The following is a 20,333-nucleotide window of genomic DNA, read 5'->3' on the forward strand; positions in this document are numbered from 1 at the left end:
ACCCCGGAGTTCACAGCCGGATGAGGCTTGCCCCCCAGGTAAAGCCCCCGCCCATCGCCTCCAGCATGACAAGATCGCCAGGCTTGATCCGCCCGTCCTTGCGCGCGACATCAAGCGCCAGCGGCACCGAGGCCGCCGATGTGTTGGCGTGGGTGTGAACAGTCACGATCACCTTTTCAGGCGCAATGCCGAGCTTCTTCGCGGTCGCATCCAGGATCCGGGCATTGGCCTGATGCGGCACGACCCAATCGATCTCATCAACCGAAATCCCTGCTTCCTCAATAACTTCCTTGAGAACATCCGAGAGGTTCACCACCGCATGGCGGAACACCTCGCGGCCCTTCATGCGCACATGGCCGGTGGTCTGCGTGGTCGAGGGCCCACCGTCGACATAAAGCATGTCATGGCACGACCCATCGGCATGCAAACGGGTGGCGATGATACCGGGCGCATCCTTGCCAGCCGCGTCGCCCGAAGGTGCCTCCAGCACCACGGCCCCGGCCCCGTCGCCGAACAGGACGCAGGTGGTGCGGTCTTCCCAGTCGAGAATCCGGCTGAAGGTTTCCGCCCCGATCACCAGCGCGCGTTTGGCCATGCCGGTGCGCAGCAGCGAATCGGCGGTGGCGAGCGCGTAGAGAAATCCCGAACACACCGCCGCCACATCAAACGCGATCCCGCCGGTGCAACCCAGTGCGGCCTGCACCTTGGTGGCGGTGGCGGGGAAGGTGTTGTCGGGGGTGGCGGTGGCCAATACGATCAGCCCGATGCTTGCCGCATCGACGCCCGCATCAGCCAACGCCGCGCGCGCCGCGGCCGTGGCCAGCGTGGCGGTGGTTTCGTCCTCGCCGGCAATATAGCGCTGGCGGATGCCGGTGCGCTCGACGATCCACTCGTCCGAGGTATCGACCCGCTCGGCAAGGTCGGCATTGGTCACCACCTGCCGGGGAAGTGCCGACCCGGTGCCCAGCAGGCGCGAACCGTTCACGCAGCTGCCTCGCTGCCATTGTCGCCGCGCGCCTTGCCATTGCGGCCAAGGGCATCCTGCCCCAGCGCGCCAAGGTCATGCGCGATCCGCTCGGTCAGCTTGTTTTCCAGCAGCCGCGCCGCAACCGCCACCGCGTTGGCCACGCCCTTGGCATTGGCGCTGCCGTGGCTTTTCACCACCACGCCATTGAGGCCGAGGAACACTGCGCCATTGTGATTATTGGGATCGAGATGGTGCTTGAGCAGTTCGGTCGCCGGGCGTGATACCAGAAAGCCGACCTTCGACCGCAGCGACGACGTGAACGCCTGCCGCAGCAGATCGGTGACGAAACGTGCCGAACCTTCGATCGCCTTCAGCGCGATATTGCCCGAAAACCCGTCGGTCACAACCACATGGGTCTCACCCCGATTGATCTTGTCGCTTTCGACGAAACCATCAAATTCCAGCGCCAGCCCGCCATCGGTGCGCGCCGAGGCAGCGGTCAGCATCGCGGCGGCATCGCGCAATTCCTCGGTACCCTTGATTTCCTCGGTCCCGATATTGAGCAGCCGCACGACCGGGCGTTCAAAACCGTTGACGATGCGCGAATAGGCTGCGCCCATCACCGCGAATTGCACAAGATTGCGGGCGTCAGCTTCGGTATTGGCGCCGAGGTCAAGCATCACCACGTCATGCGCCTGCAAGGTCGGCATGATCGCGGCGAGCGCCGGGCGATCAATCCCCGGCAGGGTGCGCAGCGCGATCTTGCTCATGGCCATCAGCGCGCCGGTGTTGCCCGCGCTGACCGCGGCTCCGGCGGCGCCGGTCTTCACGGCGTTGACGGCCAGGCCCATGCTGGTGGTTTTGGCGCGGCGCATTGCGCGGCTGGGCAATTCGTCGCCGCCCACCACATCGTCGCAATGAAGGATTTCGGAGGCGCCGCGCATGCCCGGGTGGTTTTCCAGCGCGGCTTCGATGCGTGGCTGATCGCCCACCAGCAGGAATTGGAAGTCAGCATGCTGGCGGCGGGCGAGCGCTGCGCCTTCGACCATCACGCGCACGCCTTCATCGCCGCCCATCGCGTCAACGGCGATACGCGGCAAGGTCATGGTGTCAATCTCCGGTCTATCGTCTGGGCCTGCGGCGATCAGCCGACGGCCACAACCTGACGCCCGTTATAGTGGCCGCAGTGGCCGCAGATATTGTGCGGGCGCTTCAGTTCGCCGCAGTTCGGGCATTCGTGGAACGCTTCGACCTTGAGCGAATCGTGCGAACGACGCATGCCGCGACGGGAAGGCGATACTTTTCTCTTGGGGACAGCCATGGCGGCACCAATTCCTCAAATAATACGTTTGTTTGCGCCACCGGCCCTGCGGATTGCGACGGCGTGATTCTCGAAGGCCGCCCTTACGGCAAGGAAGCAGCACGCACAAGCACGAGCAGGTGCACGCATTCCTTGGCCAGCAGCGGCGGGAAGGCGCGCGCTATAACGCAAAATTCGCGCGTTGCAACCCGCGTCCCATGGCCCTAGCACCGCGGGCATATCATCGAGGGGATCTCATCATGACTGTGTTGCCTGTAACGCTCGCCGCTGCGGCGGCTGCTGCCATACTCAATATCTGGCTGTCGATCCGCATCGGTGCGGTGCGCACGGCGCTTGGCATCTCGGTTGGTGATGGCGGGAACGAGAATCTGCAGCGCCGGATGCGGGCGCAGCTGAACTATGTCGAAAACACCGCCTTCGTGCTGGTGCTGATCGGCGCGCTTGAACTGGCGGGCCGGGGCAGCTGGTGGCTGGCTTACGTCGCGGCGGCCTATTTCATCGGGCGTGTGGCGCATGGCTTCGGGATGGATGGCGGCAATCTCAAGGTCGGCCGAATGATCGGGACGCTCACGACGATGCTGGTGCAGGTTGGCCTTGCGGTGGTGGCTGTGCTGGTTGTCATGGGGGTGATGTAACCCACTATCTACGAACGCGTCTCGGCCCGCCAAAGGACAGGCCGCAAGGCCGACCGGCCGCCCGCAGGTGCCCCGTAGCGGAGCGGAGGGAACAGCACCGAGGATGCTCGCGCGGAGGCGCGAGCACAATCAAGAAAGCGCGTAATCGCTCACAAACGCATTGGTCTTGCGCTCGCGGCCAAAGGTGCTGGTCGGGCCGTGGCCGGGGATGAACATCACGTCCTCGCCCAAGGGCCACAGCCGCTGGGTGATCGATGTGATCAGGTCTTGGTGGTTGCCGCGCGGAAAATCGGTGCGGCCTATGCTGCCCTGAAACAGCACATCGCCGACAATCGCGAAGCGGCTGGGTTCGTGGAAAAACACCACATGGCCGGGGGTGTGGCCGGGGCAGTGGATCACGTCGAGCGTGAGTTCGCCCACGGTGACGGTATCGCCTTGCTTCAGCCAGCGGGTCGGTTCGAAGCTTTTCGCCACCATACCCCAGCGCGGGCCGTCATCGTCCAATTGCTCGATCCAGAAACGGTCATCCTCGTGCGGGCCTTCGATTTCCAGCCCCAGTTCGTCCGCCAGCATCCCCGCCTGCCCGCAATGGTCGAGATGCCCATGGGTGACGAGGATCTTCTCCAGCGTGACGCCCGCCTTGGCGACGCCTTCCTTCAGCTTGTCGAGATCGCCGCCAGGATCGACCAGCGCCCCGCGCATGGTCTTGGTGCACCAGATCAGCGAGCAGTTCTGCTGGAGCGGCGTCACCGGAATGATCGCGGCTTTCATGGGGGGCGTGGGCTTGGGGGTGTCGGTCATGGCGATGGGCTTAAACCCGCCCCCCCTTCCACACAACCCGCCCGATAATCGCCACCTCCTCCGCCGCGACCTCGACCGGTGGGTAGGCGAGGTTCTGCGATAGCAAAGCCATCCGCCCCGCCCCCGCACTAGCCACGCGTTTGACCATCAGGGTATCGCCCAGCCGCACCACATGGATGCCGTCGCGGAACGGCCACGGGCTGCGGTCTACGAGAATTTCGTCGCCGTCATTCAATAGCGGCTCCATCGAATCCCCCTCGACCCGGATCGCCGATAACTGCGCGCGTTCCAGCCCCTGTTCGGCCAGCCAGCGGCGCGAGAAGCGGAAGGTGTCGAACGCACCCTCCCCGCCCGCAACCACCCCCGGCCCCGCCGATGCGCCCAGATCAAGCCGGGACACATCCACCCATTCACACGATTCGCGCCGCTTTGGGGTTTCTACGTAGGATATATCCTTCACCTCGCGTAATTCCTCTTCGCCCACACCAAGGAAGCGGGCGAGCGTGGCGCGGTCCTGCTCCTCCAGCTTGCGCGGGGAACCTTTGCGAATAAATTGCTGGAGATAGGATGGATTGCGCCCCAGCAATTCGGACAGGGCGGCAAGGCTGACCCCGCGCTCCTGCGACAAGGCAAGCAGCCGCGCACGCGGCGCATCGAGGCTGTGACGGGGGTTTTGCGGGTCGGTAACCATGGATTCTTCCTACACTTAGGATTTTTCCTAGACAAGTAGGAAATGAAGTGGAACATTTAAGGAACACCGGGCGATTCGTCCGGCGTAAGCCACCCAGTCAGCAACTTCAGGGACGCAAAACCATGCTGCTTCGGACCGTCGAAACCTTCCTGCGGGAACACGCCATGCCCGCCACCAAGTTCGGGCGGCTCGCTGCCCATGATCCGCGATTTGTGCTCGATCTGCGCATGGGCCGCATCCCCCGCCCTGATACCGAACTGCGCACCCGCGCATGGATGCAGGGCTATGCCGCACGCGCTGCCGAACCGATGAAGGAGGCCGCATGATGCTGACCGAATCGCACCGCGATCCCTTCGCGCACGCCTTTGCCGATTGCGAGGATTACGAGGTGAAGTCGGCCCCGCGCCCCGCCTTGCGCGCCCGCCGCACCATCGCCGACCGCGTGCGCACCGCGCTGATGCAATTGACCGGCGGCAGCGGAACCGTGCTTTCCCATGACGAGAAAGCCTGGGCCTCGATCACCTTCTCCGGCACGCGCCACGAAATGGTGATGGAGTTCTGCGGCGGGGATGCCGTGGTCGGCGGCGAGGAGTTGATCGAGCGCCTGCCCGATCACGAATTCGCGATCCCCGGACAGTTGGTCGCCGATGCCACCATCACCAAGGTCGATCACCGCTTCGGCGCGATGGAGCGGCTGGAAGTGACAGCGGTGCTGCTGTTGCTGGAGGAGGGCTAGTTACAACCACGCCTTCCCGGGCTTGACCCGGGATCCCGCTGCCTTCCTGCCATGACGAAGAAAGCGGGGCCCCGGCTCGGGGGCCGGGGAGACGAGGGGGCTAGATTCTTCTGACCACCAGATTCCGGATCTCGCTCATGTCCTCCATGGCAAAGCGGATGCCCTCGCGGCCCAGCCCGGAATCCTTGACCCCGCCGTAGGGCATGTTGTCGACGCGGTAGCTCGGCACGTCGTTGATCACGATCCCGCCCACATCGAGCCGATCCCAGGCGTCGAACATCTGGAACAGGTCGCGGGTGAAGATGCCCGCCTGCAGGCCGAACTTGGAGTTGTTGACCTCCTCCAGCGCGGCATCGAACTTGTCGAAGCGTTGCAGGATCGCGAGCGGGCCGAAGGCTTCTTCGTTCTTGGCCTTGGCATCGTCCGGTACGCCTTCGAGCAAGGTCGCCTCCAGCATGTTGCCGCGCGACAGGCCCCCGCCGCACAGCAGGGTTGCGCCTGCGGCCACCGCCTCGTCGATCCAGCCTTTCAGCCGCTTGGCCTCGCCGTTGGAGATCATCGGGCCGATGAAGGTGTCACGGTGCTTGGGGTCGCCCGCCACCAGCTTGCCCGCGCGCTCGACCAGCATCGCCTTGAACGCATCATACACCGCGTCGTGGATCAGGATGCGCTGCACCCCGATGCAGGACTGCCCAGACTGATAGAACGCGCCGAAGATCACCCGCTCCAATGCGTCGGCGAGATCAGCGTCCTTGTCGATGATCACCGCCGCATTGCCGCCGAGTTCGAGCACGACCTTCTTCTTGCCCGCCTTGGCCTTGAGATCCCAGCCTACCCCCGGTGAGCCGGTGAAGCTCAGCAGCTTCAGCCGCTCGTCCTCGGTGAACAGGTCGGCCCCGTCACGGCTGGCGGGGAGGATAGAAAACGCGCCCTCGGGCAGCACGTCGCATTCGGCCAGCACCTCGCCCATGATGATCGCGCCCAAGGGGGTCTTCGACGCAGGCTTCATCACGAAGGGGCAGCCCATCGCAATTGCCGGTGCGATTTTGTGCGCGGCAAGGTTGAGCGGGAAGTTGAACGGCGAGATGAAGCTGCACGGCCCGATCGGCACGCGCTTCCACATCCCCTGATACCCCTTGGCCCGCGCCGAAATGTCGAGCGGCTGGACCTCGCCGTAATTGCGCACCGATTCTTCCGCCGCTATGCGGAAGGTGTCGATCAGGCGGGTGACCTCGCCCTCGGCGTCCTTGATCGGCTTGCCCGCTTCGACGCACAGGGCGTAGGCCAATTCATCGAAGCGTTCCTTGAACCGCGCGACGCAGTGCATCAGCACGTCCTGTTTCTCGTAAGACGCAAGCTTCGCCATCGGCTCCGCCGCGCGCACCGCGCCCGCTATGGCTTCCTCGATCACATCGGGCGTCGCCAGCGCGGTGCGGAAGGCAACCTCGCCGGTGTATTTGTCGGTCACCTCAAGATCGGTGTTGGGCTGCACCGCCTTGTTGTTGAGGTAGAGCGGGTAGGTGTCTTTCAGTTTCATGTCGTCATCCCGGCGCAGGCCGGGATCCAGTCCCGGCGTCGGAGTGGACCCCGGCCTGCGCCGGGGTGACGAAAAGGCCTAAAGCTCCTTGCTCAGCCGCTTGATGTCGATGTTCAGGATCTGGTCGTTCTCGGTGTAGTCGACCGGGCAATCGATCAGATGCACGCCGGGCGTATCGCGGCAAGTGCTGAGCACTTCGCGCAGGTGATCGCTGCTCTCGACCCGGTGCCCGATGGCGCCGTAGCTTTCGGCATATTTGACGAAATCGGGGTTGCCATAGGTCAGACCGAAATCGGCAAAGCCCATGTTCGCCTGCTTCCAGCGGATCATGCCGTAAGCATCATCGCGCAGGATCAGCACCGTGAGATTGAGCCCAAGCCGCACCGCCGTTTCCATCTCCTGGCTGTTCATCATGAAGCCGCCATCGCCGCAGATCGCCATGACCTTGCGTTCCGGGTAAAGCATCGCGCTCATCATCGCGGATGGCAGACCTGCGCCCATCGTCGCCAGCGCATTGTCGAGCAGCACGGTGTTGGGCAGGTAGGCGGTATAGCCGCGCGCGAACCAGATCTTGTAGACCCCGTTATCAAGGCAGATGATCCCGTCGCGCGGCATGCAATCGCGCACCTGTTTCACCAGATGCGGCGGAAAGATCGGGAAGCGCGCATCGGCGGCCAGCGCGTTGGTATGGTCAAGTTCGGCCTGATGATAGGCAAGGATGTGGTCAAAATTCCAGTCGCGATTGGGCGAGACGTCTTCCTTGATCTGCCAGATCGCATTGCCGATATCACCGATCACCTCGACCTGCGGGAAATAGACCGGATCGACTTCCGCCGTCTTGGTCGAGATGTGGATCACGGTGACGCCATTGTCTTTCATGAAGAACGGCGGTTTTTCGATCACGTCGTGACCGACATTGATGATGCAATCCGATGCCTCGACCGCGCGGTGGACGAAATCGCCCGCTGACAGCGCAGCGCAGCCCACGAATTTGGGATGGCGTTCATCGATCACGCCCTTGCCCATCTGGGTGGTGAGGAAGGGAATGCCGGTCTTCTCGACCAGCTGTTCCAGCATCCGGCCCGCCTTCTTGCGGTTGGCACCTGCGCCGATGACGATGATCGGGCTCTTGGCCTTTTCGATCGCTTCGACCGCGGCGCGCACCGCCTTGGGCTCGGCCGAAGGACGCCGGGCGATGCTCTTGGGCAGCGGCTTCCAGTCGGTGGTGGCTTCCTCGGCAATATCCTCGGGCAGTTCGATCAGGGTTGCGCCGGGCTTTTCCTCTTCGGCGAGGCGATAGGCTTCGCGCACGCGACTGGGCAGGTTGTCGCCCGCCGCAATCTGAATCGCATATTTGGTGATCGGCTTCATCAGCGCGACGATATCGACGATCTGGAACCGGCCCTGCTTTGATTTCTTGATCGGCTTCTGCCCGGTGATCATCAGCACCGGCATCCCGCCAAGCTGGGCATAGGCGGCAGACGTCACGAAATTGGTCGCCCCCGGCCCGAGCGTCGCCACGCAGACGCCGGTCTTGCCGGTATGGCGGCCATAGGTCGCAGCCATGAAACCAGCGCCCTGTTCGTGGCGGGTCAGGATCAGCTTGATCTGCTTGGATCGGCTCAGCGAGTCGAGAAAATCGAGGTTCTCTTCCCCGGGAACCCCGAAAATATACTCGCAGCCCTCGGCTTCAAGACACTCGACAAAAACGTCCGAAGCTTTCTTGGTATCGCTCATTATTGAATTTCCCCCCATTGCCCCGAAGCCCCCGGCTCGGCTGGCACCCTTGTCGCCGCGCTCCGTCCCGATGAAGGCTAACGCGGTGATGTGACCGATCCGTGATGGACCAGCTGACGTCAGCTGTATTGCAGAAATGCGCCAAGCCGCAAAGCAAAGCCGCGATTCAGTAACCCAGCCGCGGATCGAACACCGGCGCCACCGGTTCCCCGCGCAGATATTTGTCCAGATTATCGAGGAAACGGTCGGCGCTGCGAATGAACATCTTGTCCTGCGCGCGGCCCGACAGGTGCATGGTGATATGCGCATTCTCCAGCGCCCACAGCGGATGATCCGCTGGCAGGGGTTCGGGCGTGGTGACATCAAGGAAGGCCCCGCCGATGGCCTTGTTTTCAAGCGCTTCGACCAATGCCGGCTGATCAATCACGCTGCCGCGTGCGATGTTGACGATCACCGCGTCGGATTTCATGGCGGCCAGCTCCGCCGCGCCGATCATGCCTTCGGTCTCGGGCGTGGCGGGCACGGCAAGGATGATCCAGTCAAATTCGCCCAGCCGCGCGCGCCATTCGTCGGGCCGCAAGGTGCCCTCCGCTTCCGATCGCCGCACCACGCTCACCGCGATGTCGAAGGCTTGCAGGCGCGGTTCGATCAGCCGGCCGATCGCGCCATAGCCCAAAAGCAGCGCCTTTGATCCCGCCAGTTCGCGCTTGCCCGGCGAATCAAACAGCCATTCGCGGCGCTCCTGCGCACGCACCAGTTCGCGATAACCCTTGGCGATATTCAGCATCCCCATCACCACATATTCGGCGATGGTGACGGCATTGATCCCGGCCCCGTTGGTGACGGTAATCCCGCGTTCGATCAGCACGTCCATCGGCAGGAAATCAAGCCCCGCATAGATCGAATTGAGCCATTTGAGCTTTTTGGCCGCACGCAGGGTGTCCGCCATCGCGGTTTGATCGTTCATGTCGAACCAGCCGATTTCCGCGTCGGCCACCGCTTCGAGCGCCTGTTCGGCGTTCATGAACCAGCGCACGTCGAGGCCATCAGGCAAGCGCGGTTCGAGCATCGGGCGAATCAGGCCTGAGATGGCAGCGATGGTCATTGATTCTCCCCTTGTCGTCTCCCCGGGCTTGATCCGGGGCCCTGCTTTTCTTTGCCAAGCGGTTGAAGGCAGCGGGGCCCCGGGTCAAGCCCGGGGAGACGACAAGGGCTAGGTGAGCTTCCACTCCCAGCCGAGCGGATCGCCGTCCATCACCTCGACGCCCTGCTGGCCGAGTTCATCGCGCTGGCGATCAAGAGCGGGATAGTTCTGCTGCGCGCGAAGCTCCTTGCGGAACTCAATGGCCGCATTGACTTGATCCTCGCCAATTGTCGCCGCCTTGGGTCGGATGCGGAGGTCGGCACGGGTGAGGTGAAGGAGGTTGAGGCCGAGGACGGAATCCATTGCCGCCGCCAGATCATACTTCTTCGTCAGATCAACCTTCTTTGCGGTAAGGGCATCATCCAGCGCGGTCAGCGCAACAGCCGTGTTGAGATCATCGGCAATTGCAGCATCGAACTTGTCGAGCATCGGCTGCAACTTGCCCCAATCGTCACCCTGAACTTGTCTCAGGGCCCATCCCGCATCCCGCTTGGACGGAGCTTGTTGCTCAATGGATGCTGAAACGAGTTCAGCGTGACGGGCCTTGAGGGTTTCGATCCCCATCACCATCCGCTTCAACCGCGTCAGCGCCGCGCCCAGCCCCTCCCACGAAAACTCCAGCTCGGAACGATAATGCGCCTGCAAGCACATCAGCCGATAGGCCAGCGGGTGATACCCCTTGTCGACCAGCAATTGCAGCCGCAGGAACTCGCCCGAGGACTTCGACATCTTCCCTGATCGCTCGACGAGGAAGTTGTTATGCATCCAGATTTTCGCGCCCGAATTTCTGGGGTCATCGAGCCCAGTCGTGCAGCAGAACGCTTGATTCTGCGCGATCTCGTTGGGGTGGTGGATTTCGCGGTGATCGATCCCGCCGGTGTGGATATCGAAGGGAAAGCCGAGCAGCGCCTCGCCCATGACCGAACATTCGAGATGCCAGCCGGGCGCGCCCCGGCCCCACGGCGAATCCCACTCCATCTGGCGGGTCTCGCCCGCGGGAGTCTTGCGCCAGATCGCGAAGTCGGCCGCGTTGCGCTTGCCTTCGACGCTTTCGATGCGGCCTTCCCCGTCTTCGGTCACGGCCCGCGCCAGCCGCCCGTAATCCGCCACGGTCGACACATCGAAATAGAGCCCGCTCTCAAGCTCGTAGCAGTGCTTGTCCGCAATGCTCTTGCCCCAGTCGATCATCGCTGTGACATATTCGGTCGCGCGCGGGTGCTGTTTCGGCTGCACATTCAGCCGCGCCAGATCGCGCTCGAAATCCTCCTGATAGAAGCGCGCAATGTCCCACGCGCTCTTGCCCTCGCGCGCCGCCATGCGCTCCATCTTGTCCTCGCCCTCGTCGGCGTCAGAGGTCAGATGACCGACATCGGTGATGTTGACGATGTGGGTGAGCTTGTAGCCCTTCCATTGGAGCACCCGCCCCAGCGTATCGGCGAACACATAGGCGCGCATATTGCCGATATGCTGGTAGTTATAGACCGTCGGCCCGCAGGTATAGACGCGCGCCTCGCCCGGGTGGACAGGGACGAAAGGTTCCAGCTCGCGCGTCAGCGAGTTGAACAATTTGAGAGGCGCGTCGATCATGCCCCGCGCTTTGCTTGTGGACGGCCTGCGGGTCAATCCCAGCCGAGGAACTTCACCTGTTCGTCCAGCGGCACCCGTTCGCGTTCAAAGGTGTTCACCGGCGCATCCGGGTCGCGGTAGCCGATCGCCATGCCGCAGAAGAACATCGTGCTGTCATGGTCCAGCCCGAGGAAGTCACGGATTTCGTTTGCATAAAACGCCATGAATTCCTGAAAGCAGCTATCCAGCCCCTCCTCGCGCAGCAGCAGGGCAACGGTTTGCAGCCACATGCCGGTGTCCGACCATTGCGGCTCCAGCATGAACTTGGGGAAATAGCACAATAGCAGCGCGGGCGCATCGAAACTGGTGGTGTTGCGCGCCATCGCCGCCATGCGCGCCGCGCCATCATCGCGGGCGATGCCCATCGCTTCGAACATCTTGGCCGACACGCAGCCGAGCCGCGCCTTGTATTCTTCATGAGCGGCAGGCGCATCCCAGGAATATTCAAGCTGCCCCATCGGCTTGCCGACGATCTGCGCCCGAAAATCGGCGAGCGGCTGGCCCGTCAGGATCGTCGCCTGCCACGGCTGATAATTGCACCCCGAAGGCGACCAGCGGGCGGTGTCCATCACGCGGTGAATGACATCATAGGGCACCGGCTTGTCGAGAAACTCGCGGACAGAGCGGCGGGTGGTGACGGCTTGGGTAACAGTCTTTGCTTCGGTCATTTTTTCTTTATGCCCTTCTCATCCTCGAACAATTCGGCGAGCTGTTCCATGATCGTGCCGCCGAGTTGCTCCACGTCCATGATCGTCACCGCGCGGCGGTAGTAGCGCGTCACGTCGTGCCCGATCCCGATCGCCACCAGTTGCACGGGCGAGACCTTTTCGATCCACTCGATCACGCTTCTGAGGTGCGCCTCAAGGTAACCGGCGGAATTCACCGACAGCGTCGAATCGTCCACCGGCGCACCGTCTGAAATCACCATCAGGATGCGGCGTTCTTCGGGGCGGTAGAGCAGGCGGGAGTGCGCCCAGATCAGCGCTTCGCCGTCGATGTTTTCCTTAAGCAGGCCCTCGCGCATCATCAGCCCGAGATTGCGGCGCGCGCGGCGCCACGGCTCGTCGGCCTGTTTGTAGATGATATGGCGCAGGTCGTTCAAACGCCCCGGGTTCTGCGGCTTGCCATCGGCGAGCCATGCCTCGCGGCTCTGCCCGCCCTTCCATGCGCGGGTGGTGAAGCCGAGGATCTCGGTCTTGACCCCGCAGCGTTCCAGCGTGCGCGCGAGAATGTCGGCGCTGATCGCAGCGATGCTGATCGGGCGTCCGCGCATTGATCCGGAATTGTCGATCAGCAGCGTGACGATGGTATCCTTGAACTCGACATCGCGTTCGACCTTGTAGGATAGCGCGGTGCCGGGCGAGATGATGACGCGGGCGAGGCGTGCTGCATCGAGCACGCCTTCCTCCATGTCGAAATCCCAGCTGCGGTTCTGCTGCGCCATCAGCCGCCGCTGCAAGCGGTTGGCGAGGCGCGTGACCACACCTTGCAGCCCGGTCAGCTGGCTATCGAGATAGGCGCGCAGGCGATCAAGTTCCTCGGCATCGCACAGGTCGGGCGCGGCGACTTCCTCGTCGAAACGGGTGGTGAAGGGTTTGTAATCAATGCTCGGCGGGATGTCGGCCTGCGGGCGGTTGGGGCGCACGGGGGCGTTGGAGGCATCGCCCTCCTCGCCCGGCTCGCCTTCGGACATCTCCCCGTCGGTTTCGGCTTCGGAGCTCTGATCGCCCTCGCCTTCGCCTTCGGCCATGTCGCCCGCCATTTCGGCGGCCTGCGGGTCGCCTTCGCCCTGGTTTTCGTCCTCGCCGGTCTGTTCGTCGTCCGCGCCGTCTTCATCATCGGGCGAATCGCTGTCGGTTTCATCGGGCGCATCGGTGGGGCGGGTCAGATCGAGTTCGCGCAGCATGTCGAGCGCGAGCTTCTGGAACGCCTGCTGATCGCCCAGCTTCTCTGCCAGTGCGCCGAAATCCTTGCCGACTTTCTCCTCAAGGAAATCGCGCACCAGCTCGATCCCGCCCTGCGCCTTTTCGGGCACAGCCTCACCGGTCAGCGCCTCACGCACCAGCAATGCGAGCGCCGTCTGGAGCGGCACTTCGGACGAATTCTGCGCCCGCACGATCTTGTCGCCCGCGGTGCGCAATTCGGTCGCGGCATCGAGATTGGCCTTGATCCCGCCGAACCGGTTCGCGCCCAGCGCCTCGTAACGCACCTGCTCGATGGCGTCATAGCAGGCCCGCGCGATGGGTTCGGGCGGAGCGGATTTGGCGTGGAGCGCGGCGTTATGGTGGCGCAGCTTGAGCGCGAACGAGTCCGCAAAACCGCGCGCTTCGGTCACCTGATCGGCGGGCAGATCGCGCCCCGGCAGCGGCACGCGGAACCGATTGCCCGCTGCGCCGGGCACATCGGCGCTCCACGCAACCTCGACCTCCGGATCGCGCGCAATCGCGCGGCTCGCGCCGGTCAGCGCCTGTTTGAACAGATCGAGCGGGGACTGGTCAGCCATTATCCGTTTTCTTTAGCAACTTGCGCGTTCGTGCGAAAGCAGGAACCCAGAAAGGTGGTTTGGCCTGCCGGACTCCTGCTTTTGCAGGAGATCACAAATGGTCAGAGGATGCTCTGCCCGGTCTTGGCCCAATCGGCCATGAAGCCTTCGATGCCCTTGTCGGTGAGGACATGCTTGAACAGGTCGTGGATCACCTTGGGCGGCGCGGTCATGACGTCGGCGCCGATCTTGGCAGCTTGCAGCACGTGGGTGGTGTGGCGCACGCTGGCCACCAGGATTTCGGTGGCGAAATCATAATTGTCGTAGATCAGCCGGATGTCCTCGATCAGGTCCATTCCGTCAAAGCCATTGTCATCATGCCGCCCGACGAAGGGCGAGATAAAGCTCGCCCCCGCCTTGGCCGCCAGCAGCGCCTGATTGGCCGAGAAGCACAGGGTCACATTGACCATCGTGCCCTCGCCCGTCAGCGCCTTGCAGGTCTTCAGCCCGTCCACCGTCAGCGGCACCTTGATGCAGACATTGTCGGCGATCTTGCGCAGCACCTCGGCTTCTTTCATCATCGTGGGGTGATCCAATGCGACCACTTCGGCGCTTACGGGACCATCGACGATCGCGCAGATTTCCGCAGTCACCTCCATGAAATCCCGCCCCGACTTGGCGATCAGCGAAGGATTGGTGGTCACCCCGTCGAGCAGGCCGGTCGCAGCCAGTTCACGGATCGCCTCGATCTCGGCAGTGTCGACAAAGAATTTCACGAAAGCTCTCCTGGTATATGATTGTCTGACGCATTGACCGCCCATAGGCCGCGACCATGATTCCAGCCTTTATCCGATACCCGATGCTGCTTGCCGCCCTCGCCGCCGCTTGGCAACCGTCCAAAGCGTTTGCTTCGGACGAAGAGACGCAATTCTGGCTCAACACCATCGTCACCGGAGGGTTGAGCGAAGACACCACCCTGACAATCGACGGTACGCAGCGCTGGCGCAAGGAGGAGGAAGGCTCCGATCAGCGCACCATCCGCGTTCTTGTCGAACAGCAGGTTGGCGATGCGGCGCGCGTCGGCGGCGGTATCGGCGTGTTCGAAACTGGCGGCCTCACCGAAATCCGCCTGGCCCAGCAGGCCGTGTTCACGCCCGGTCGGTTCGAATTGCGCACCCGGCTGGAGGAACGCTTCTTCGACAGTGCCGACCGGATGGAACTGCGGCTGCGCCAGCGGGTGCAATACAACCAGCCCATTGCCCAAGGCTGGCGCGGCACCGCCGGAGTCGAATGGCTCGGCATCATGCAATCGCGCAATTCAGATGAAGGCGCGTCAACCGATCAGTGGCGCTTTCAGACCAGCATCGTCCACAGCCTCGGCGAAAACCTCGATATCGGCGCGATCTACTGGCTGGTGATCTTCCCGCGCGCAGGCCTGCCTTCGCGCACCAACCACATCCCGCAGGCAGTGGTGACCTACCGGTTCTAGATCCCCCGGCCCAGCCCGAACACCCCGATCAGCAGCGGATCGCGGGTGCTGCGCGGATCGGCGCGGATTGCGGCTTCCTCGCGCGCGATTTCGCCCCAGATCGCATCATCGACCTCGCGCCCGATTCGGCCGGCGACACTGCGCGGATCGACCCCGGTCAGCGCGCCGATCGCCTGGCCCACCAGCGGGTCTTCGGCCAGCCGGATCGCCTCGCCCAGTTCGGGCACCATCGCATCGAGCAGCGCCGTGCCCATTTCGGCGCGCAGAAAGGTGCTTGCCGCGTTTGGCCCGCCGCGCACCAGATCAACCGCGTTTTCAAACCCGATCACCCGCACCGCATCAGTCACCACCGGGGCGGCGCGGAAAGACGCGTCGATGGCGAATTCGGCAAAGCGTTCTTCCAGCCGATCCTTGAACAATTGCGAGGTCAGGATGCGCGACAGGGTATCGCCGCGCCCGCCGAGAAACTGGCCAAGGCCCACCCGCGCCACCTGTTCATCCCAGAATCCGCCCGGCTCTGTCAGGCGGGCGAAGGCGTTGTCGCTGGAAAGCAGCAGCAGGCGGCGAATGGCTTCGACCATGCTGAAACTGCCGTCGGTGCCAACGCAGGCGGGCAGCAGCAGCAAGGCACCCGCGCCAGCGGCGCCGGACAGCAGCGAACGACGGGTGGGGGTAAGGTTGAGCGTCACGGACATTTTTTACAGTCTCCCAGCTTGCCCCCAACTCCTGCCTCCGCCCATATGGCGCTACGATGAACCGCATTCGCCTGCTTGTCCTCAACGCTGCGCTCGGCCCGCTGGATTACCGGCTGCCTGAAGGCGTGAGCGCGCCTGCCGGCAGCGTGGTGATCGCGCCGCTCGGCCCGCGCAAGGTGACCGGCATCGTGTGGGACGAAGGCCGCTTGCCGGGGGAGGAAATCGCCTTTGAACGCCTGCGCCCGATCCTTGAGGTGCTGCCCGTCCCGCCCCTGCCCGAGGCGCTGCGGCGGCTGATCGAATGGACGGCGGATTATTACTGCGCCGCGCTCGCCAGCGTGGCGCGGATGGCGCTGGCGAGCGGTGGGGCGCTGGGCGGGCCTGCGACCATGACCGAATACCGGCTGACCGGCTCGGAAGGCTCCGGTCGGATGACTGCACAACGCAAGACCGCTTTGGAAAAGCTCAGCGGCGAACAAGGGACAATGCGCGAATTGGCGGCGCTCGCGGGCGTATCAGAAGGCGTGCTGCGCGGCATGGCGGGCAGCGGTCTGATCGAGCCGGTGACGGTGAATATCGACCGTCCCTACCCCGCCGCCGACCCGGATCACGCGCCGCCCGATCTCTCCCCCGTTCAGGCCGAGGTATCAGCGCGGCTGGTGGATGCGGTGAAGGCGCAGGCATACGCCCCCTTCCTGCTCGACGGGGTGACCGGATCGGGCAAGACCGAAACCTATTTCGAACCCGTGGCAGAGGCGATCCGCATGGGGCGACAGGTGCTCGTCCTGCTGCCCGAAATCGCCCTGACCGAGAATTTTCTGTCGCGTTTTGCTGCCCGCTTCGGCGCGGCGCCGGTGCTGTGGCATTCCTCCTTGAAATCGACCGAGCGGCGGCGGGCTTGGCGGGCGATTGCCGATGGTTCCGCGCAGGTGGTGGTCGGCGCGCGTTCGGCGCTGTTCCTGCCCTATGCAAACCTTGGCCTGATCGTGGTCGATGAGGCGCACGAGACGAGCTTCAAACAGGATGAAGGGGTGCGGTACAACGCGCGCGACGTATCGGTGATGCGCGCCCGGTTTGAAGGGCTGCCGGTGGTGCTCGCCAGCGCCACGCCCGCGCTGGAAAGCCTGCACATGGCCGATATCGGGGTGTATGAACGGCTCGAACTGCCGAGCCGCTTCGGCGGGGCGAGCCTGCCGACGGTGCGGCTGATCAACCTTACCCGGGAAAAGCCCGGCAGCGGGCGCTGGCTCGCCGGGCCGCTCGTCGATGGCCTGCGCGAACGGCTGGAACGGGGCGAACAATCGCTATTGTTCCTGAACCGCCGCGGCTATGCCCCGCTGACTTTGTGCCGCAATTGCGGGCATCGCTTCAAATGCCCATCTTGCAGCGCATGGCTGGTCGAACACCGCCTGTCGGCGCGGCTCGCCTGCCACCATTGCGGGTTTGAAACGCGGGTGCCGGAAAAATGCCCCGAATGCGGGGAGAGCGATTGTCTGGTCGCCTGCGGGCCGGGGGTGGAACGCATCGCCGATGAAGTGCGCGACCTGTTCCCGCAGGCACGGCTGGCGGTTGCCACCTCGGATACGCTCAACACCCCCGAACGCGCGGCGGAATTCATCGCCATGGCCGAAGGCCGTGCGATCGACATCATCATCGGCACGCAGTTGGTGACCAAGGGGTTCCACTTTCCCGACCTGACGCTTGTGGGCGTGGTCGATGCCGATCTCGGCCTCGAGGGCGGCGACCTGCGCGCAGGCGAGCGCACTTACAGCCAGATCGCGCAGGTCGCAGGCCGGGCCGGACGCGAGGCGAAAGCGGGCGAGGTGCTGATCCAGACCCGTCATCCCGATGCCCCCGTCATCGCCGCGCTGGCGGATGGGGACCGCGATGCCTTTTACGCCGCCGAAACCGAAGCCCGCCGCGATGCGGGAGCCCCGCCGTTCGGGCGCTGGGCGGCGATCATTCTTTCATCGGAGGATGAAAAGGAGGCGCGGCAGGCGGCGGCGCGGCTGGGCGATGTGCGGCCACGGTTCGATGATTGCCAGATCCTTGGCCCCGCGCCTGCCCCGCTGGCGCTGCTGCGCGGGCGCTATCGCTATCGGTTTCTGGTGAACGCCCGTCGCAGCGCGAACCTGCAAGCTGTCTTGCGCGACTGGATCGCAGGCGTTCAGTTTGCGCCGGGGGTGCGGGTCGGAGTGGATATTGATCCCTATAGCTTTGTGTGAGGCACCAATCCCGAGCCCGATCATTACCCCCGCATGACCCGCCCCATCCTCGTCCCCATCCTCGGCGACCAGCTTTCACGCTCTCTTTCCAGCCTCGACGGCCTTTCGCCCGGCGATGCCACCATCCTGATGATGGAGGTGTGGGACGAGGCGACCTATGTGAAGCACCACAAGCAGAAGATCGTGCTGATCTTCGCCGCGATGCGCCACTTTGCGGCAGAGCTTCGCGCCGAAGGCTGGCAGGTCGATTACGTGGCGCTGGATGATCCCGCCAACACCGGCAGCTTCACCGGCGAGGTCGCCAGCGCCGTGGAGCGCCGCGCCCCGTCCGAACTGCGCGTCACCGAGGCGAGCGAATGGCGCGTGAGCCAGGCCATCGCCGAATGGGAGGGCCGCCTGCCCTGCCCGGTCAGCATCCTGCCCGACACCCGCTTCATCGCCACCCACGCAGATTTCCGCCAATTCGCTGACGGGCGCAAACATCTGACGATGGAGTATTTCTACCGCGACATGCGCCGCAAGACCGGGCTGTTGATGCGCGATGACGGAAAACCGGAAGGCGACCAGTGGAACCTCGACGCTGACAACCGCGAGCCGCCAAAAGGCGAGATGAAAGCGCCGCCTGCGCCAAAGTTTGAACCCGATGACATCACCCGCGACGTGATCGACCTCGTCGGCCAACGCTTCTCCGGTCATTTCGGCGACCTCGAACCCTTCGGCTGGCCCGTCACCCGCGCCGAGGCACTGAAGGCTGCCGAGGCGTTCTTTGCACAGCGCCTGAACCTGTTCGGCCCCTATCAGGACGCGATGGTGCACGGCAAAGACGACTTGTACCACTCGATGCTCTCGACCAGCCTCAATATCGGGCTGCTTGACCCGATTGAACTGTGCGAACGCGCCGAGGCGGAATACCGCAAGGGCAACGCACCCTTGAATTCGGTCGAAGGCTTCATCCGCCAGATCATCGGCTGGCGCGAATATGTGCGGGGCTTCTACTGGTACACCATGCCGGGGCTGGCCGAGGCGAACGAGCTTGCCGCCAACCGCCCCCTGCCCGAATTCTTCTGGACCGGCGACACCGATATGCGCTGCCTGTCAGACTGCATCCGCACCACGCGGGAAGACGCCCACGCGCACCACATCCAGCGGCTGATGGTGCTCGGCAATTTCTGCCTGATCGCCGGGATTTCCCCGCGCGAGGTGCAGGACTGGTATCTGGCCGTCTATGCCGATGCCTTCGAATGGGTCGAACTGCCGAATGTGGCCGGCATGGTGCTTTATGCCGATGGCGGCAAGCTGGCGACCAAGCCCTATGCGGCGTCCGGCAATTACATCAACAAGATGTCCGATTACTGCGGCAAGTGTCGCTACAAGGTCAGCCACAAGACCGGGCCGGATGCCTGCCCCTTCAACCCGCTCTACTGGCACTTCATGGACCGCAACCGGGAGCGGCTGGAAAGCAATCACCGCATCGGCCGCATCTTTGCCACCTGGGACCGGATGGGCGAGGCGAAGCAGGCCGAATATCTGGAGAGCGCGGAAAAATTCCTCGACAGTCTCGTGCCCGCAGGCGAGGGATGGGCCCGCAACTGACCGGGAGAATCCAGACCATGCTGACCGTCCACCACCTGCGCATCTCGCAATCCGAACGCATCGTCTGGCTGGCTGAGGAGCTCGGGATCGAATATGATCTGAAGCTTTATAACCGCGATCCCGAAACGCGGCTCGCCCCGCCCGAATTGAAGGCGATCCATCCGATGCAGGTCGCGCCGGTGATTACTGACGGCGATCTGGTGCTGGGGGAAAGCGGGGCGATCGTTGAATATATCATCGGCAAATATGCGCCCGGCACGCCGCTGGTCCCCGGCCCGGATCACCCGGACTTCGCCGATCACCTCTACTGGTTCCACTTCGCCAACGCGACCTTCATGACCAATGGCATGATGCAGATCGCGGTGAATTTTGCCGGGGCAGAAATGCCCGCCCCGCTGATGAAGCGCGTCACCAATGCGTGGGAACAGATCGAGCGGCGGCTGGGCCAAGCGGATTATTTTGGCGGCGCGCAACTGACCACCGCCGACATCATGATGGTGTTCCAGTTGACCACCAGCCGCGCCTTCAACGGCATGAGCATCGATCACATGCCCAACCTGAAAGCCTATCTGCAACGCATCGGCGCGCGCGAAGCCTATCAACGCGCCATGGCAAAGTGCGAACCGGGGATGCCGCCCAAACTGGACTAATACC

General features: G+C 63.7%; 20 protein-coding genes. 7 read left to right on the forward strand and 13 right to left on the reverse strand.

The window, feature by feature from the left end:
* Nucleotides 1-10: 10 nt before the first annotated feature.
* Genes BUA05_RS04135 through rpmF form a run of 3 tightly spaced genes read right to left on the reverse strand, consistent with a single transcriptional unit; the run spans nucleotide 11 to nucleotide 2,288 of the window.
* Complete coding sequence (locus BUA05_RS04135) at nucleotides 11-985, reverse strand: beta-ketoacyl-ACP synthase III (protein ID WP_072673394.1); 975 nt, start codon at nucleotides 983-985, stop codon at nucleotides 11-13.
* Entirely contained in the window at nucleotides 982-2,073 is a 1,092-nt protein-coding gene (plsX, locus tag BUA05_RS04140) for a phosphate acyltransferase PlsX (protein WP_072673395.1), read from the reverse strand. Before plsX ends, BUA05_RS04135 begins: the two co-directional genes overlap by 4 nt.
* Before the next feature lie 38 nt (nucleotides 2,074-2,111).
* Nucleotides 2,112-2,288 (reverse strand): 50S ribosomal protein L32, encoded by a 177-nt coding sequence (rpmF, locus tag BUA05_RS04145; RefSeq protein WP_036797151.1) that lies wholly within the window; start codon nucleotides 2,286-2,288, stop codon nucleotides 2,112-2,114.
* 239 nt (nucleotides 2,289-2,527) lie between these two features.
* Here rpmF and BUA05_RS04150 point away from each other — a divergent pair, with 239 nt between their 5' ends.
* Entirely contained in the window at nucleotides 2,528-2,923 is a 396-nt protein-coding gene (locus BUA05_RS04150) for an MAPEG family protein (RefSeq protein WP_072673396.1), read from the forward strand.
* 129 nt (nucleotides 2,924-3,052) lie between these two features.
* On the opposite strand, the gene BUA05_RS04155 is transcribed toward BUA05_RS04150, so the two are convergent.
* Nucleotides 3,053-3,694, reverse strand: coding sequence for an MBL fold metallo-hydrolase (locus BUA05_RS04155; RefSeq protein ID WP_072673526.1), 642 nt, complete (start codon nucleotides 3,692-3,694; stop codon nucleotides 3,053-3,055).
* Nucleotides 3,695-3,734: 40 nt separating this feature from the next.
* Nucleotides 3,735-4,415, reverse strand: a complete 681-nt coding sequence (locus tag BUA05_RS04160) for a LexA family transcriptional regulator (protein ID WP_072673397.1) — start codon at nucleotides 4,413-4,415, stop codon at nucleotides 3,735-3,737.
* Nucleotides 4,416-4,537: 122 nt separating this feature from the next.
* On the opposite strand from BUA05_RS04160, the gene BUA05_RS04165 reads away from it, so the two are divergent.
* Together BUA05_RS04165 and BUA05_RS04170 are read left to right on the forward strand one after the other, a co-directional pair.
* On the forward strand, nucleotides 4,538-4,741 hold the full coding sequence (locus BUA05_RS04165; RefSeq protein WP_072673398.1) for a hypothetical protein: 204 nt from the start codon (nucleotides 4,538-4,540) through the stop codon (nucleotides 4,739-4,741).
* The gene (locus BUA05_RS04170) at nucleotides 4,738-5,151 is read left to right on the forward strand and encodes a hypothetical protein (RefSeq protein WP_084662463.1); all 414 of its coding nucleotides are present in this window, start codon (nucleotides 4,738-4,740) and stop codon (nucleotides 5,149-5,151) included. The genes BUA05_RS04165 and BUA05_RS04170 overlap by 4 nt, the downstream gene beginning before the upstream one ends.
* A 100-nt stretch (nucleotides 5,152-5,251) precedes the next feature.
* On the opposite strand, the gene BUA05_RS04175 is transcribed toward BUA05_RS04170, so the two are convergent.
* From BUA05_RS04175 to fsa, 7 genes are all read right to left on the reverse strand, one after another.
* The gene (locus tag BUA05_RS04175; protein ID WP_072673399.1) at nucleotides 5,252-6,688 is read right to left on the reverse strand and encodes an aldehyde dehydrogenase family protein; all 1,437 of its coding nucleotides are present in this window, start codon (nucleotides 6,686-6,688) and stop codon (nucleotides 5,252-5,254) included.
* 78 nt (nucleotides 6,689-6,766) lie between these two features.
* The gene (locus BUA05_RS04180; RefSeq protein ID WP_072673400.1) at nucleotides 6,767-8,425 is read right to left on the reverse strand and encodes an acetolactate synthase large subunit; all 1,659 of its coding nucleotides are present in this window, start codon (nucleotides 8,423-8,425) and stop codon (nucleotides 6,767-6,769) included.
* 166 nt (nucleotides 8,426-8,591) lie between these two features.
* Nucleotides 8,592-9,530 carry a D-2-hydroxyacid dehydrogenase gene (locus tag BUA05_RS04185; RefSeq protein WP_072673401.1) on the reverse strand — a complete coding sequence of 313 codons (939 nt, stop codon included), beginning with the start codon at nucleotides 9,528-9,530 and terminating at the stop codon, nucleotides 8,592-8,594.
* A gap of 108 nt (nucleotides 9,531-9,638) precedes the next feature.
* Nucleotides 9,639-11,156, reverse strand: a complete 1,518-nt coding sequence (gene cysS, locus BUA05_RS04190) for a cysteine--tRNA ligase (protein ID WP_072673402.1) — start codon at nucleotides 11,154-11,156, stop codon at nucleotides 9,639-9,641.
* A gap of 32 nt (nucleotides 11,157-11,188) precedes the next feature.
* Nucleotides 11,189-11,863: a nitroreductase gene (locus BUA05_RS04195; protein WP_072673403.1), complete on the reverse strand. Its 675-nt coding sequence runs from the start codon at nucleotides 11,861-11,863 to the stop codon at nucleotides 11,189-11,191.
* Entirely contained in the window at nucleotides 11,860-13,698 is a 1,839-nt protein-coding gene (gene cobT, locus BUA05_RS04200) for a cobaltochelatase subunit CobT (RefSeq protein WP_072673404.1), read from the reverse strand. Before cobT ends, BUA05_RS04195 begins: the two co-directional genes overlap by 4 nt.
* 101 nt (nucleotides 13,699-13,799) lie before the next feature.
* The gene (gene fsa / locus BUA05_RS04205; RefSeq protein ID WP_072673405.1) at nucleotides 13,800-14,453 is read right to left on the reverse strand and encodes a fructose-6-phosphate aldolase; all 654 of its coding nucleotides are present in this window, start codon (nucleotides 14,451-14,453) and stop codon (nucleotides 13,800-13,802) included.
* Nucleotides 14,454-14,509: 56 nt separating this feature from the next.
* On the opposite strand from fsa, the gene BUA05_RS04210 reads away from it, so the two are divergent.
* Nucleotides 14,510-15,166: a DUF2490 domain-containing protein gene (locus BUA05_RS04210; RefSeq protein ID WP_084662464.1), complete on the forward strand. Its 657-nt coding sequence runs from the start codon at nucleotides 14,510-14,512 to the stop codon at nucleotides 15,164-15,166.
* Here the strand turns inward: BUA05_RS04210 and BUA05_RS04215 are convergent.
* Nucleotides 15,163-15,861 carry a DUF4197 domain-containing protein gene (locus tag BUA05_RS04215; RefSeq protein WP_072673407.1) on the reverse strand — a complete coding sequence of 233 codons (699 nt, stop codon included), beginning with the start codon at nucleotides 15,859-15,861 and terminating at the stop codon, nucleotides 15,163-15,165. The two genes, BUA05_RS04210 and BUA05_RS04215, sit on opposite strands and share 4 nt — an antisense overlap.
* A gap of 56 nt (nucleotides 15,862-15,917) precedes the next feature.
* Here BUA05_RS04215 and BUA05_RS04220 point away from each other — a divergent pair, with 56 nt between their 5' ends.
* From BUA05_RS04220 to BUA05_RS04230, 3 genes are read left to right on the forward strand one after another with little or no spacing between them, the layout of a single operon-like run.
* On the forward strand, nucleotides 15,918-18,086 hold the full coding sequence (locus BUA05_RS04220; RefSeq protein ID WP_072673408.1) for a primosomal protein N': 2,169 nt from the start codon (nucleotides 15,918-15,920) through the stop codon (nucleotides 18,084-18,086).
* A gap of 33 nt (nucleotides 18,087-18,119) precedes the next feature.
* Complete coding sequence (locus BUA05_RS04225; RefSeq protein WP_072673409.1) at nucleotides 18,120-19,679, forward strand: cryptochrome/photolyase family protein; 1,560 nt, start codon at nucleotides 18,120-18,122, stop codon at nucleotides 19,677-19,679.
* Between the two features lie 17 nt (nucleotides 19,680-19,696).
* Nucleotides 19,697-20,329, forward strand: a complete 633-nt coding sequence (locus tag BUA05_RS04230) for a glutathione S-transferase family protein (RefSeq protein ID WP_072673528.1) — start codon at nucleotides 19,697-19,699, stop codon at nucleotides 20,327-20,329.
* Nucleotides 20,330-20,333 lie beyond the last annotated feature (4 nt).

This window comes from Erythrobacter sanguineus (assembly GCF_900143235.1).
GTDB classification, from domain to species: domain Bacteria; phylum Pseudomonadota; class Alphaproteobacteria; order Sphingomonadales; family Sphingomonadaceae; genus Erythrobacter; species Erythrobacter sanguineus.

Excerpts from the sequence above, each read along its gene's own strand:
- plsX (WP_072673395.1), bottom strand. The coding sequence starts at position 2,073 with ATGACCTTGCCGCGTATCGCCGTTGACGCGATGGGCGGCGATGAAGGC.
- rpmF (WP_036797151.1), bottom strand. The coding sequence starts at position 2,288 with ATGGCTGTCCCCAAGAGAAAAGTATCGCCTTCCCGTCGCGGCATGCGT.
- BUA05_RS04150 (WP_072673396.1), top strand. The coding sequence starts at position 2,528 with ATGACTGTGTTGCCTGTAACGCTCGCCGCTGCGGCGGCTGCTGCCATA.
- BUA05_RS04155 (WP_072673526.1), bottom strand. The coding sequence starts at position 3,694 with ATGAAAGCCGCGATCATTCCGGTGACGCCGCTCCAGCAGAACTGCTCG.
- BUA05_RS04160 (WP_072673397.1), bottom strand. The coding sequence starts at position 4,415 with ATGGTTACCGACCCGCAAAACCCCCGTCACAGCCTCGATGCGCCGCGT.
- BUA05_RS04165 (WP_072673398.1), top strand. The coding sequence starts at position 4,538 with ATGCTGCTTCGGACCGTCGAAACCTTCCTGCGGGAACACGCCATGCCC.
- BUA05_RS04170 (WP_084662463.1), top strand. The coding sequence starts at position 4,738 with ATGATGCTGACCGAATCGCACCGCGATCCCTTCGCGCACGCCTTTGCC.
- BUA05_RS04175 (WP_072673399.1), bottom strand. The coding sequence starts at position 6,688 with ATGAAACTGAAAGACACCTACCCGCTCTACCTCAACAACAAGGCGGTG.
- BUA05_RS04180 (WP_072673400.1), bottom strand. The coding sequence starts at position 8,425 with ATGAGCGATACCAAGAAAGCTTCGGACGTTTTTGTCGAGTGTCTTGAA.
- BUA05_RS04185 (WP_072673401.1), bottom strand. The coding sequence starts at position 9,530 with ATGACCATCGCTGCCATCTCAGGCCTGATTCGCCCGATGCTCGAACCG.
- cysS (WP_072673402.1), bottom strand. The coding sequence starts at position 11,156 with ATGATCGACGCGCCTCTCAAATTGTTCAACTCGCTGACGCGCGAGCTG.
- BUA05_RS04195 (WP_072673403.1), bottom strand. The coding sequence starts at position 11,863 with ATGACCGAAGCAAAGACTGTTACCCAAGCCGTCACCACCCGCCGCTCT.
- cobT (WP_072673404.1), bottom strand. The coding sequence starts at position 13,698 with ATGGCTGACCAGTCCCCGCTCGATCTGTTCAAACAGGCGCTGACCGGC.
- BUA05_RS04210 (WP_084662464.1), top strand. The coding sequence starts at position 14,510 with ATGATTCCAGCCTTTATCCGATACCCGATGCTGCTTGCCGCCCTCGCC.
- BUA05_RS04215 (WP_072673407.1), bottom strand. The coding sequence starts at position 15,861 with ATGTCCGTGACGCTCAACCTTACCCCCACCCGTCGTTCGCTGCTGTCC.
- BUA05_RS04220 (WP_072673408.1), top strand. The coding sequence starts at position 15,918 with ATGAACCGCATTCGCCTGCTTGTCCTCAACGCTGCGCTCGGCCCGCTG.
- BUA05_RS04225 (WP_072673409.1), top strand. The coding sequence starts at position 18,120 with ATGACCCGCCCCATCCTCGTCCCCATCCTCGGCGACCAGCTTTCACGC.
- BUA05_RS04230 (WP_072673528.1), top strand. The coding sequence starts at position 19,697 with ATGCTGACCGTCCACCACCTGCGCATCTCGCAATCCGAACGCATCGTC.